Genomic DNA, 14,063 nt, shown 5'->3' on the forward strand with positions numbered 1-14,063 from the left:
TTAATATATTTTTATTTTATATAAAGAGACTATTTATTAGTAATATTCTCTTTATATAAAATCATCTCATCCCTAATGCAGTTGGAAAGCAAGCCCTTCGTTGTAGAGAAAAACAATAACGTGAAAATAATAAAGTAACAAACGCATAGGGCAATCTCATTATCTATATATGATGATGGACTCACTAATCAAAATCAGTCAGGATATAGAACATTTAAAAAATCACACTTTTAATTTCAATATCATTAATAATAAAATAAAAATGATATTAATTATCACTCCAACCTGAATCAGATTGTATTTTATCGATAGGTAATAAGCCCTTCCAAACAAGCTAATGTTATACCTTTAGTTCTAAGAATAGTAAATAACCGACTAGAAGATGCATAAGGACAATTTAGTTTTTGTTTTATGCGTTGAATACGTTTATGCTCAGAAGCTTCTGAACATCCATGAAAAGCACTGATTTCTTTTATTTTACAATGAAATAATAACATCCTAATTGTAATTATCTCTTTACGGGTAAAGCGAACATCACCAAATCGCATATATTTATGTATATCTATCAATCCTATCGGCAAAGAATTTACTTCTTCTAAGCCTTCTGTTAAAAAACAAATATCCTCAGTCAAAGGTATAGTGATGTTTTTGTTTTTGTTCCAAATACGGTATGCATAGTCAGCAATAATAGCCCTCCAAGTATAAAAAACAAAAAAATCTTCTTTTGGTAATTCACCCTTAAATTTAATTGATAAAACCTCAACTAACTCCTCAGTTTTAATACAAATCTCAATGTTATTACAATTTAACCTCTCAACTAAACTAACACTTTCATCAGGGTAGTCACTCCGAAAATTAACACCTAACGAGAGTCTTTTTTTTAAAATTAAATTTAAAACCATGACACCAATAACATGATATTTTTTCATAGTTGCTTGATAGTATATTTATTTTTTTATTATTAATGTCAATTCTTAAATATTCAATATAAACTTTATTCCAATCAAAATAATTAGAAAACTCACCCTTCAGATCAGTGCATATCTTTTCCATATTACTGCTATCAATTTGCATAAAATGCCCTATTATTAATTATATTTTTTGAGTCGGCCTAATGATTAAGAATAATTGGCCAATTGTTATTATGTGGAGAATACCTATTAACTCGATATATACCAATAAAATCGAGAAATCTACAAATAACGATCCTATATGCAACAACTTTACCTAGCCACTACAGTAAATGAAACAGAGTTTTATTACTTTCAAACTGAACAAAAAGTTAACTATGAACATTCGATTTTTAGAAACATTTTTATATATTGCTGAAGAAGGCTCTGTTGCTTCAGCAGCACGTAAATTGCATTTAACGGCAACTGCAATGGCACAAAGAATAAAAACATTAGAAGATGAAATCGGTGTAACCTTACTTTATCGAACGGGTCGAACGATGCAGGTTACACCCGAAGGCAAAGCGATTATTCCAAAGATTAGAGAGCTGATTGCGGGAAGTAAAGCATTGAAACAGCTGGCAACAGTGCATAATGTTGCTGGGGAGCTTAGAATAGGTGTACTTCCAACATTGCTATCGATGTTAGTCCCGAACGTACTAATCAGACTTAATGAACAGTTTCCACAGTTGACACTGTCAATCGAATTGGACTTTTCAAGTGGTTTATATCGGCGAATTACTCGTGATGAACTTGATATCATTTTACTAGTTGCTCCACTATTTCCACTAAGCAAAGAATTTTGTTGGCTCGATCACCATCAAGAGAGATTTATTGTCGTTGCACCTGCAACAATGAAAGGACGAACGGCTCATGACATCCTCAGCACTGAACCATTTATTCGTTACCATCAGCAATCATGGGGAGGAATTGTCGCCGACCGCTATCTACAATCACAGGGGATTCAAGTCAATAAACGTTTCGACCTCAATACATTGGATGCCATTGTGACGTTAGTTCGTCACGGTTGTGGTGTGTCGTTGATACCTGATTGGCAGCCGATGTATCCAGATCGAAAAAACTTGATTGCACTTTCACTCCCTGAGCCAGCGCCAAGTCGGGATATTGGGATTTTGTATAAACATAACTCCTCAAAAAGAGCGCTCATAGCGCCTGTCGTTGAGCAACTATTTTTGAGTAAAAATGAAGAAATCCAACCTTCATCATTGCGACATTTTTAAAATCATTCGTACATTACTTGCGCTAGTAGCAATAATATCAATCGCTCCCGTGCGCAATGCCCCCATAATTGCCATTGCTTTAGAAGTTTCAGAGGCAATCGCTATCACACATGGGATCTGACGCAATTCTTCGATATTCAAACCAATCACTCGGTCATTCATCACCGTATCAACATGCTGACCTTGTGCATTAAAAAAGTCATACCCTGCGATATCGCCTATCACACCTTGGTTTAGACTGGCATCAACAATTTCACGTGGCGTAAACCATCCGAGTTTCACCATATAGCTATCTTCATTCATATCACCAATACCAATCAACGCAATATCAGCTTTACGCGCACGGTCAAGGGTTTCCTTAATGGTACCATTCTTCATAAAAGACTGTTTAAGCTCATTATTTTCCACATAAGCCGGTGCATAGAGCGTTTCACTCGTTCCACCAAATTTTTTCGCTAAGCGACGACTAATATGGTCAGCATTGATCGAATCACCAGGGCGATGAGTTCCACCAATACCACAGATAAATCGACAATCTTTTTCAGGTACAGCACCACCACTATCGGCAACAACAGCAACGTTTCGACCTTGACCTACAGTGACGACCATATTGTCACGTAATGTTGTCGCGAGATAATTCGAAACTAGAGTACCAACTTGATAACGCTGTTCTTCTTCATCAGGATGATCAAGTGCAATAAGCGCTCGTGATATTGGAAAACGTGAAAGCAATTGCTGCTCAAGTTGAGTGCTAAAAATAGGATGATAGCGAACATTAATTTCAACTATCCCCTCTTCTTTGGCTCTTTTAAGTAAACGCCCAACTTTAATACGCGAAATACCAAACTTATTGGCGATCTCTTCCTGAGTAATTTCATCACGATAATAAGCTATCGCAATTTCAGTGAGTAGCTCGATATCAGAAGATGTGTTTGATCTATCCATACAGTAATGATTTCCTCTCAATAGATGTCAATCGCAACAAAGTTTAACTCGGCGTAAGTATAGCGCTTCTCTGTGTAAAATAATTTAGTTATGAAATCAAGTAATACAATTGATATACACAGAGTTATCATACTCTGTGTATCACTTTTTATTAAAAAAATCGGCTTAAGCCGTAACACAAACATTGTGTTGTTCAATACTTTTTACCAATTGACATAGTAGCAAACAACAAGAAGTTGCTCCTGCATCAAGTACGCCACGGGAGCGCTCCCCCAAACGGCTTGCTCGGCCAATTTTAGCCACTAAATCAAGTGTAGAATCGCGCCCTGCTATTGCAGCTGATTGCATTTCATTCAATGCTTGCTTAAAGCTTTTTCCTTCAGTGGTGGCATTTTTAAATGCATTAATCGCTGGGATCAGTGTATCCATAAGGCATTTATCCCCCACATTGGCACTACTAATATCCTGTAATTCCGTTAATCCATTGTTCAACATATCTAAAAAGTCTTGTTGCGTTAGCGAACTTTTATTCGCGATGCTATCTGACATCCCCATGAAAAAACTACCATATAGTGGTCCCATAGATCCGCCAATCCCTTCCATCAAGGCATCTGATATTTCTTCAAATCCTTCACTGAGGCTTAATGTCCGACCTTCAATAGCTTTAGCGCACAAGTTAAAACCTTTCGCCATATTGATCCCATGGTCGCCATCGCCAATCGCACCATCGATATCACTCAGATACTCACGGTTTGCCACAATGATCTTGACTAAATCCATGGTGATTTCATAGCCGCAATCTGTTGAAATAGCTTGCATAGTAAACTCCTTTACTTAACTTGCGTTAAACCTAATGAACGGGCTGGTACATTAACTAACTCTTTTAATTCATCATCTACTTTCATTAATGTCAGTGTGACACCCATCATTTCAAGCGATGTGAAATAATTGCCAACATAATTACGAATAATTTTAATACCTTTCTCACTCAGTAATTTTTCGACTTCGGCATAATAAATATAGAGTTCCATGACTGGCGTGGCACCTAGCCCTGACACTAATACGACGACTTCATCTCCCGATTTTCCTTGCATATCGGCTAACACAGGATCAAGCATCGTTTTAGCCATTTCAGCCGCGGATTGTATTGGCATGATCTCAATACCAGGCTCACCGTGGTGACCAATTCCTAGCTCCATCATGCCATCTTCTATATGAAAATTAGGATGCCCTACAGCTGGAATTGTACAAGAGGTCAAGCCAACACCAATCGAATGACAATGATTAATGGCTTTTTGTGCAACGTCAATAACACCATCAAGGTCATAACCTTTACTTGCCGCCGCCGCACCAACCTTCCACATCAAAATTTCGCCAGCAACTCCACGTCGTTTCTCCTTTTCAGTCGCCGGTGCAGATGCGACATCATCAGTCGCAACAACAGTCTTAATTTTCATTCCTGCTTTTTCAGCTTTTTTTATGGCCATTTTGACGTTCATATTATCGCCAGCATAGTTGCCATAAAGGCAAGCGACACCTGCACCGCTATCTGCCGCTTTGAATGCATCTAAAAATGCACCCGCTGTTGGTGAAGAAAAAATTTCCCCTATCGCAACGGCATCTAACATATTTTCACCAACATAACCTAAAAATGCCGGTTCATGTCCAGAACCACCGCCAGTGACAATACCAACTTTACCTTTAATAGGCGCTTGCGGATATTTTAGTACCCGTGCATTTTCTGTTTGTGCAAAATAGTCTGGATGTGCCTTCAAATAACCTTGAATGGCATCCTCAACAACTAAGTCAGGTTCATTAATAATTCTATTCATAATTCCCTCGTTTTATCGATTTTCTGGTGTTAGCTGCATTTCTGCTGGCTGATCAAGAAGCTCTTTTGGTACGGTAATAAATTTCATGAGTAGCGCACTGAATAGGTAAAGACTGGAGAAAATCCAAATCACACCAAACGCACCAAGGCTACCAATAAAGATCCCGACCAACGCAGGACCGACAAAAGTACTTAACCCTGCACCTAAATTAAGTATCGACATTGCAGCACCTTTATTATTTGGTGCTAATGATGGCATGATGGCCGAAAGAGGAACGTAACCGGCTAAGCAAGCTCCGAACAATCCTGCTGCAACCATCATCAAGCTGTAATTGTGGCCGAAGTAATACGGTACGTAATAAAACATCAACGTACAGACCATGCAGCCAACGCAACCGAACCAAATCACAATATTGCGCCAGCCTATACGATCACTAATAACGCCAAAGATAAGGTTAAAAGCAATATTAACTGACCATAATGTTGCATAAATATGTAGCCATTCAGTTCTTGAATATCCGTAATCGGCAAGGAACAGTGGCATAAAAATAACAAATCCATAGGCTGCGGATGTATTGATTGTTCTTACTATTCCTCCCAAGCCAATTTTCGGGTTTTCAAATGCGATGGTAATTCCTTTAAATAGATAACTAAGAGACACTTTTTCTGTTGATGTCACTTGCTCGCCACCCGAAGCATTTTTATTGAGTGCGATGGCAATAAACGCTCCAATAGTGACGAAGATCAATCCAGTCCAGAGTGTCGCCATTTCGCCCATAATCGGTAATGCATAGCTCGAATACATCACACCTAAAACACCTAGACCACCACTGTAAACAAACCAAAATATTCCGACTGCTGATCCTAATTTTTTGATAGGCGCTTCATAGGCTACCCACACCAGAAAACCATAAGCAAACATCGGATAACCGAAACCACGTAACGCATAGGTGGGGATCATCACAGATAGGCTATTACTTGGTAAGCCAACGGATAAAAAGATGACAGAGCCAATAATAAACATGACGAAACCAAAAATCATAACTCGCCTTGCTGTATAAATTTCTGCTAGTACACCTGATAACCAAGCCGCAACGGCTGCAGCAAAGCCATAAACACTGAATAACAGTGATGACTCTTCAATACTCATACCGCGACTGATGAGAAAAGGTGAAAGCCAACCTTGTTCTAGGCCTTCTCCCATCATAAAAATAAGAACACCAAAATAACCGAGTAATAATTTCGGTGAAAAGCCCGTTACTTTAGACAATTTATTGATTATCATACCGTTAACCTCAGTGCTTGTTCGCTGGGTTTGGACCTGAGTAAGGTGAAAGGTATTCAGGTCCAATTTTTATTGTTTTTTGATTCCACTAAAGCATTACAGGTTCGGGTCGAGAACCACTTTAATATGCGGATCGCCTTTCGCCATCATAGAAAATCCTTCTGCGAATTTATCCAGTGGCAGAATATCAGTTACAACACCTTTGGTTGGGAAATCGCCATTACCGATCCCGTCAATCACTAGTGGATAGCAGTAAGGGCCAAGATGTGAGCCTAATAAATCGAGTTCTTTACGGTCACTAATAATGCTCCAATCAACCGTGACAGGGTCTTTGAACACAGAAAATTCAACAAATGTGCCGAGTTTACGGATCATTTTGAGTCCTTGTTCTACGGATTTCGGTGCGCCTGTTGCCTCGATATAGATATCGCATCCATAGCCTTCCGTCATACCTTTAACGATTTTATCTACATCATCACGTTTGGGGTTTAAAACAATATCGGCACCAAATTCTTTCGCTAGCTCAAGGCGTTTATCAAATAAATCCAGTACAACTATTTTCCCTGCACCCGATTTTTTAATAGCGCCAATCATACCCAGCCCTAACGTGCCCGCACCCGATAGAACCACTACATCGCCTAATTTGACCTTAGCGCGTTGAACCGCGTGTAACGAGCAGGCATAGGGTTCGATCAAAATTGCATCTTCGATCGGCATATCCGCAGGTACATGATAATTAATTGCTTCTTTAGTGAATTTCATGTATTGAGCCATGCCGCCATTCACATTACTTTGAAAACCGTACAGGTCATGTTTTTCACACATCCAATACTCGCCACGTTTACAGAAACGGCACTCCCAACAAGGTACGATTTGCTCTGAAATTACGCGTTCGCCGAGGGCAAAACCTTCAACTTTTGAACCATAACCCACGACATGGCCAATAAATTCATGGCCGGGGATCATTGGTGCTTTTATATAAGCAGGTTGATCTGCATCACCCCAGAAACTTGGTGCGCCTTCAAAGGCTTTAACATCACCCGCACAGATACCACATGCTTCGACTCTCACCAGTATTTCTTCTTCATTGATCGTGGGAACATCCACTGTTTCCAATCGATAATCCTTTGGTGCATATGCTACAACTGCCTTCATTTTCTCTGGAATGCCGTCACTCATTGTGGCTTTTGAATCGCATTGTTCACACATAATTGAGTCCTTAATGATTTTTCAAGTGAGCATAAGTTCATTATGAATACAAATAAACAATACCCTCTTTTGTGAATGATTGCCCATCGTTAGAGTTCCAAAATGTGATTCAGAGCAAATATTGCCTAAAACCGCTCTTTTAAGGATTGGTTTCTATTTGAATTTTCGAAGAGTCATCTTTTACAGTCTCTAATTACGAAATTAAGCGCTTTAAAAATAAAAACATTTGTTCACCTATTGATTATTTGTTCATTAAGCTCTATTTTTTATGAAGTACATATGATTACTCAACTAACAAATGTTCAAGATAAGGATCCCGATCATGTTATCTCTTGCCATTGGTGCCGATGATGCGGCGTTTGAAATGAAAGATTTGATTAAAGAACATCTGAAGGCTTTCGATATTGAAGTCACCGATTACTCTCATAACACTGGCGTAGTAGATGAGATGTATCCAGACGTTGCACATGCCGTTGCTAGTGCGATTTCGCAAGGAAAACATCAAAGAGGTATTTTAATTTGTGGTACGGGAATTGGTATGTCAATTGTCGCCAACAAAGTAATCGGTATTCGTGCAGCACTTTGTCATGATACATACTCGGCTGAGCGTGCCCAAAAGAGTAATGATGCTCAAATTATCACATTTGGCGCCCGCGTTATTGGCCCCGAGTTAGCAAAATCGATCGTAGATACATGGCTTTCTTCCGAATATGACGGGGGTCGCTCAGCCCCCAAAGTCGCTCGCATTAATGAATATGAAAATAGACAACGCTAACTAAGTACTGAATATATTTAGGGGATTGCGATGAGTACACAAAAATACAATAGACTCGCATATACGACCCGTATTCTTAGCATTGATATCGCAGAAGTTCCTTGCGGTAAATATGTTGGATTGGATGGATTATTCATAGGCATATCAAGTTTTCGAGAGTCTGCAGCTTCTCAATTACTATTCAAACACTTTGGTTTTATCGTTAACAATTTAATTAATATGCACCTATCATTAGATCATTCTGAAAAATAAAATTATCAAGGCTAATACTTTTATTATATTAGCCTTTTAACTCCATTATTTAAAATTTCATTTCACACATAAAAATAGACCGAATAACGAGCCTGTTATTCGGTTGTAATATCATAATTACAAAGTAGGATTTAAGTTAAAATTAATTTAGGACAAAAATGAATATAGCGACGTCACATAGTTAATTATGTAACTCGGCTATATGAATGCCACTAATAACCATACAACTTGATGTATGATGGATATTAAATATTTATTGAATACTATAGCCGCCATCAATCACGAGGTTATGGCCAGTAATCATATCCGATGCATCACTGGCTAAAAATAAGGCACAAGCCGCGATTTCCTCAGGGAATGCGAAACGACGAGCAGGAATTTTTTCTTTCATTACCTCCGCTTTTTCACCCGACCACGCTTTTTTGCCTAATTCGGTCAAGACGATAGTTGGAGAAATCGCGTTGGTTTGGATCCCTTTTTGGCTCCACTCTAGAGCTAATACTTGCGTCAAACCAATAATGGCGGCTTTGCTAGCGCAGTAGGCTGCATGCTGTTCTAACGCAATCACGCCAGCTTGAGATGCTAAGTTAATAATTTTCCCTTTTCCTTTTTTTATCATGAAATTACCGGCACATTGACTAACTAAAAATGTCCCTTTTAGGTTCACATTCATGGTTAAATCCCAATCTGACTCACTTAAGGATTCTGCGGGTGCTAACGCCACTACACCAGCACAGTTCACAACAATATCAAGGGAATTATAATGATTAACAACCTGATCAATCGCCTGCTTCACTGAGTCAGATTGCGTAATATCACACGCTATGCCAATGGTGTTCACCATGTCCATTGCGACTCGTTTCACTTGGTCAGATTTATCGATTAATGCCACTTTTGCACCTTTCTCAACAAACAGTTTTGCAATTGCCAAGCCAATACCAGCGGCTCCACCAGTAATAAGAGCTGTTTTTCCCGCTAAAGAAAAATTAGTATCATAACCTTTAAAGTTGTTCATTTATAACTCCTTATAATAACCAGTAGAATGCCTAATATAGTCAGCATCTCGAAGTTTATAAAAACAAGATGGAGATTAATTAAAAATATAATATTATCTTTACCAACATAATATATCCAAACAATAGCATGACAGCCATAACACACCATTAAAAAAATGACCTATCTCTCATAATTAATTTAGCATCCTTCCATTTAAGAGCATATGTTCAAATTTCAAAATAAATTGAATATTTGTTATGTTAGCATAAATATTAACTAACAAAAATAGCATCTATAATTATGCTAATTCCCTATCAGCCATGCCATTTCTATTGAATAACAATTTTTAAATTAAAAAATATTTCGAATATCTTATTTATAGTTAAGTACCGTTATTGCAATAATATGTCATTCGGATTTGTCTCGTGAAAAAAGCGAAATCTATCGATTTTAAAACAAAACTAATAGTTAATACTAACAATATATTATTGTCAGAACCCTAAACCAGTACAATGATTCTAACTTGAAAAATTAATCGCTAATTTTATCATCAGTTTCATCATAGCAATTAATTTACCTAAGATGATAAGTAAACGTTTCATGTCGAAATTTTTATTGTTGAATGACAATTCAAATCGGAGTTGATCCTCAGTAAAAAATGACAATACTCATCAATATTTGCATTTATAATACCATAACCAAATTGACATTATCATATTGAATAACAAGTCTTATTTTAAGAATCCAGACTCAGAGGTATTTAATCACAACTTGAATTCATGATAAAAATTGATCTAACTCTATAACTTTAGGTTTTAATATCGCATAATATTTTTAGGCCTGTATTTATTAGACTAAGAGAGGTAAAACCAAGATACATAGCAAGATATATGTTTTGAATTGCCGAACAGAATTAATTCTCATATAACTTAATGTATGACAGGTATAGAATTAGATCAGAACTGTATTTCTCAGATGCTTTAGGGAAAAACAGCCAATTATTAAAAATTTTCTTTATTGAAATTAGATTAACTTGATAGGCTAAACGTAAAAATGGATAAAAATCGCGTTTTATTGCAATTAGAGGATATCGGTTACATCATTAATGATAAGACGATACTCGATAAAGTGCAGTTTGATTTATTTGCTGGGGAGTTCAAACTCATTACAGGTCCATCCGGCTGCGGTAAAAGTACACTGTTAAAAATTATCGCATCTTTGCTCTCCCCTTCTTCAGGGAAAATACTGTTTGATAAATGTGATTACACAACAGTGGCACCTGAAGAATACCGCCAGCAAGTTTCTTATTGTACCCAAACCCCCAGCTTATTTGGCTCAACAGTCTATGATAATTTAATTTTCCCTTATCAATTGCGAAAAGTGGAGTTCAATAAGAATAAAATATTACAAGATCTGGACTATTTTTTATTGCCTGAAACTATTCTAGAAAAAAGTATTAATGAATTATCCGGTGGAGAAAAACAACGTATCTCATTGATTCGAAATCTACAATTCTTACCACAGATTTTATTATTAGATGAAATAACTAGCGCATTAGACGACGTAAATAAAGTAAAAGTCAATGAACTTATTCACCAATTTGCCTCGCAACAAAACATTGCTATTTTGTGGGTCACTCATGACCAAGATGAAATTTCACATGCCGATGATATTATCACCCTTCCTGTTCACAACACCGATAAGTAGGAAATAACCATGCATCAACCTGCTATTACCAATGAATCACTTGGCTTTTCTATTATGCTTGTTTTAGTGGCTATTTTTATCAGTCATAAAGAAAAGTTAGCACTAGAGAAGGATATCATTTGGAGCACCGTTCGCGCGATTATTCAACTGCTCATTGTTGGCTATATTCTCACTTATATATTCAATGTCGATCATGCAATTCTTACTGTCATTATGGTGATGTTTATTTGTTTCAATGCCGCGTGGAATGCAAAAAAACGTAGTAAATATATCGATAAAATCTTTTTAACTGCATTTATAGCAATCACATCAGGTACACTTGTGACACTATTTGTATTAATAATCACTAAAGCGATAGCTTTCACGCCGATGCAAGTGATCCCGATTACAGGGATGATTGCTGGAAATGCCATGATTGCGGTAGGGTTGTGCTTTAACAATTTAGGTCAGCGCTTTAGCAGCCAACAACAGCAAATACAAGAAATGTTAAGTTTAGGTGCTACACCAAAAATTGCTTCTGCTACCATCATTCGTGAAAGTATTCGAGCTTCACTTATTCCAACTGTCGATTCCGCGAAAACTGTCGGTATTGTGAGTTTACCGGGTATGATGTCTGGATTAATATTTGCCGGAGTTGACCCGCTTGAAGCCGTAAAATATCAAATTATGGTCACATTTATGCTCATTGCGACTGCTAGTTTATCAACGATTTTAGCTGGTTATATGACTTATATTAAGTTTTATAACTCTCGCCATCAACTACTCGTTAATACCTTAAATAGATAGAACCGCAATATCACGCTTGATATACATGATAATTATTGCCCCTTCATATCAAGCGTGATGCTAAGCTTATTATTTGAATATGCGCCCATCACCGACAGAGATCGGCGGCACTTCAATAAGCTGTTTACCTTTATTTTCAGTGTCAATCAAAGCAAATATATGATTTAGCATTGTCGGTACATCTTGTTTCACCATTTCAATATCATGCCCCAAAAGAGCAACAAAAGGATCCCAGTCAAAACACCCCATTTCAGGCTGATGCTCTCCCGTATACCCCTTAGAAACAAGCCATCGCATCACACCCTCGAGAGAAATCGTCGAGTTAACAAACAGCCCACAATGCTCAAATGAAAATTGGCACGCAAAATCATGTAATGCTTTTTCAGCCTTTTCAGGTGCATAACCACAAGCTAGTATATTGTGCTCTGTAATCGCTATCCCTTGATCTTCATGCGCATCAATAAAACCACGAATACGTTCACGGGTATTATGATCGTATTGCCTACCACCAATAAAGATCAATGCATCATCTCTAGCCCTTTTAAGCTTATTTTTCTGTAAGATACGATGAGTTAATGCTTTAGCTCCGCTGTAATTATCCGAAATAACAGAAGCAGCAAGTTTACCCGGAAGGTCTAGATTTAGTGTTGGAACACCTGAAGCTGCACAAATTTCGCTGATTTTATCTGGATTCGTTGCTCCTGTTGCAATTAACCAATCGACTTGATAAGACAACATTGCCTTTGCTGCCTCAATTTCTAAACTTGCATCACGGCGGGTACACGTAATAATAGGAAACAACCCTCTTTCACGCGCTTTTTCTTCAAAACACTCCACAATTGAACCGAAATAACGGTTGTCATACTTTGGCACTAACATACCAATAATATTAGATTTTTCACTGCGTAATAAACTAGCTTGTTTATTAACTGAGTAGTTCTGTTCTTCTGCTATGCGCATGATTTTTTCAGCTAACTGGACGCTAATTCGTCTTTTTTGCCAATTACCATTTAGTACTGCACTCACAGCACTGGCAGAAACACCTGCTAATTCAGCAAGGTCATAGATCGTTGTTTTTTTATTTTGTCTGATCTTTGTCACAAATTTTTATCTCCATTTTTTGCTAGCTTGACACCAAAGATGAAAACTCGCAATACTGCTACATCGATTGAGCAATTTTGAAATTGATGAATATTAATTTGGTATTGGTCATTGTTCGTTCCCCCACTTGATGAGTGCAATATCAATTTTCTAACTGTTCTCAATTCAAACATTGCTATGATTTGGTTTATTTCTTTGATTTTAATTGTTTTTATTTACTTACCTACTGTGCTTAAAATTTATTGGAGTAATAACAATGGCTATTTCACTAGAAAACAAAGTTGCCGCAATTACAGGAGCTGCTTCTGGTATTGGTCTTGAATGCGCACGCACACTCATTAACGCAGGTGTGAAAGTTGTATTAGTTGACCGAGCCGAAGAAAGATTAAATCAATTAGTTGCTGAACTGGGTGAGAATGCGATCCCGTTAGTTATCGACTTAATGGATACTAAGCAAGTTGATGGAATGCTTGATGAAATTATTAAAAAAGCAGGCCGTTTAGATATTTTTCATGCCAATGCAGGTGCTTATATTGGTGGGCCAGTTGCTGAGGGCGATCCTGATGTGTGGGATAAAGTACTCAATCTGAATATTAATGCCGCCTTTCGAAGTGTTCGAGCTGTGTTACCTCACTTTATTGCACAAAAATCAGGTGATGTCCTTTTCACTAGCTCTATTGCTGGCGTTGTTCCTGTCATTTGGGAACCGATTTATACTGCATCAAAATTTGCTGTTCAAGCATTTGTCCACTCAACTCGCCGCCAAGTTTCTGAACATGGTGTTAGAGTTGGAGCTGTACTTCCAGGCCCTGTTGTCACTGCGCTCTTAGATGATTGGCCAAAAGAAAAAATGGAAGAAGCTTTAGCTAATGGTAGCTTGATGCAACCCATTGAAGTCGCAGAAGCAGTTTTGTTTATGCTGACACGTCCAAGAAATATCACTATTCGCGATTTGGTTATTCTGCCAAACAGTGTTGATCTCTAA

General features: G+C 37.7%; 14 protein-coding genes. 6 read left to right on the top strand and 8 right to left on the bottom strand.

Annotation, left to right across the window (positions count from 1 at the left end; translation table 11 throughout):
- Window positions 1–302: 302 nt before the first annotated feature.
- On the bottom strand, window positions 303–929 hold the full coding sequence (locus OOA_RS07560; RefSeq protein WP_008911553.1) for a hypothetical protein: 627 nt from the start codon (window positions 927–929) through the stop codon (window positions 303–305).
- Window positions 930–1,288: 359 nt separating this feature from the next.
- On the opposite strand from OOA_RS07560, the gene OOA_RS07565 reads away from it, so the two are divergent.
- A complete protein-coding gene (locus OOA_RS07565) occupies window positions 1,289–2,191 on the top strand; it encodes a LysR family transcriptional regulator (protein ID WP_008911554.1) in 903 nt (300 codons plus the stop codon).
- Here the strand turns inward: OOA_RS07565 and OOA_RS07570 are convergent.
- The 5 genes from OOA_RS07570 to OOA_RS07590 all read right to left on the bottom strand — a co-directional run bounded on the left by OOA_RS07570 (window position 2,174) and on the right by OOA_RS07590 (window position 7,461).
- Window positions 2,174–3,136: a sugar-binding transcriptional regulator gene (locus tag OOA_RS07570; RefSeq protein ID WP_008911555.1), complete on the bottom strand. Its 963-nt coding sequence runs from the start codon at window positions 3,134–3,136 to the stop codon at window positions 2,174–2,176. The two genes, OOA_RS07565 and OOA_RS07570, sit on opposite strands and share 18 nt — an antisense overlap.
- A 165-nt stretch (window positions 3,137–3,301) precedes the next feature.
- Window positions 3,302–3,955, bottom strand: a complete 654-nt coding sequence (gene dhaL, locus OOA_RS07575; protein ID WP_008911556.1) for a dihydroxyacetone kinase subunit DhaL — start codon at window positions 3,953–3,955, stop codon at window positions 3,302–3,304.
- Between the two features lie 11 nt (window positions 3,956–3,966).
- Window positions 3,967–4,968 carry a dihydroxyacetone kinase subunit DhaK gene (locus tag OOA_RS07580; RefSeq protein ID WP_008911557.1) on the bottom strand — a complete coding sequence of 334 codons (1,002 nt, stop codon included), beginning with the start codon at window positions 4,966–4,968 and terminating at the stop codon, window positions 3,967–3,969.
- A gap of 12 nt (window positions 4,969–4,980) precedes the next feature.
- A complete protein-coding gene (locus tag OOA_RS07585) occupies window positions 4,981–6,252 on the bottom strand; it encodes an MFS transporter (RefSeq protein WP_008911558.1) in 1,272 nt (423 codons plus the stop codon).
- A gap of 96 nt (window positions 6,253–6,348) precedes the next feature.
- Window positions 6,349–7,461, bottom strand: coding sequence for an erythritol/L-threitol dehydrogenase (locus tag OOA_RS07590; protein ID WP_008911559.1), 1,113 nt, complete (start codon window positions 7,459–7,461; stop codon window positions 6,349–6,351).
- 322 nt (window positions 7,462–7,783) lie between these two features.
- Here OOA_RS07590 and rpiB point away from each other — a divergent pair, with 322 nt between their 5' ends.
- The gene (gene rpiB, locus OOA_RS07595; protein WP_008911560.1) at window positions 7,784–8,236 is read left to right on the top strand and encodes a ribose 5-phosphate isomerase B; all 453 of its coding nucleotides are present in this window, start codon (window positions 7,784–7,786) and stop codon (window positions 8,234–8,236) included.
- Window positions 8,237–8,266: 30 nt separating this feature from the next.
- The gene (locus OOA_RS07600) at window positions 8,267–8,488 is read left to right on the top strand and encodes a hypothetical protein (RefSeq protein WP_008911561.1); all 222 of its coding nucleotides are present in this window, start codon (window positions 8,267–8,269) and stop codon (window positions 8,486–8,488) included.
- 253 nt (window positions 8,489–8,741) lie between these two features.
- Here the strand turns inward: OOA_RS07600 and OOA_RS07605 are convergent, their stop codons facing one another.
- The gene (locus OOA_RS07605) at window positions 8,742–9,503 is read right to left on the bottom strand and encodes an SDR family oxidoreductase (RefSeq protein ID WP_008911562.1); all 762 of its coding nucleotides are present in this window, start codon (window positions 9,501–9,503) and stop codon (window positions 8,742–8,744) included.
- 1,034 nt (window positions 9,504–10,537) lie between these two features.
- Between OOA_RS07605 and fetA the strand changes: the two genes are divergently transcribed.
- Window positions 10,538–11,191, top strand: a complete 654-nt coding sequence (gene fetA / locus OOA_RS07610; RefSeq protein ID WP_008911563.1) for an iron efflux ABC transporter ATP-binding subunit FetA — start codon at window positions 10,538–10,540, stop codon at window positions 11,189–11,191.
- Between the two features lie 9 nt (window positions 11,192–11,200).
- A complete protein-coding gene (gene fetB, locus OOA_RS07615) occupies window positions 11,201–11,977 on the top strand; it encodes an iron efflux ABC transporter permease subunit FetB (protein ID WP_008911564.1) in 777 nt (258 codons plus the stop codon).
- A gap of 69 nt (window positions 11,978–12,046) precedes the next feature.
- Here the strand turns inward: fetB and OOA_RS07620 are convergent, their stop codons facing one another.
- The gene (locus OOA_RS07620; RefSeq protein WP_008911565.1) at window positions 12,047–13,078 is read right to left on the bottom strand and encodes a LacI family DNA-binding transcriptional regulator; all 1,032 of its coding nucleotides are present in this window, start codon (window positions 13,076–13,078) and stop codon (window positions 12,047–12,049) included.
- Between the two features lie 256 nt (window positions 13,079–13,334).
- Here OOA_RS07620 and OOA_RS07625 point away from each other — a divergent pair, with 256 nt between their 5' ends.
- Window positions 13,335–14,063, top strand: a complete 729-nt coding sequence (locus tag OOA_RS07625; RefSeq protein WP_008911566.1) for an SDR family oxidoreductase — start codon at window positions 13,335–13,337, stop codon at window positions 14,061–14,063.

The organism is Providencia burhodogranariea DSM 19968, assembly GCF_000314855.2.
Lineage (GTDB): Bacteria > Pseudomonadota > Gammaproteobacteria > Enterobacterales > Enterobacteriaceae > Providencia > Providencia burhodogranariea.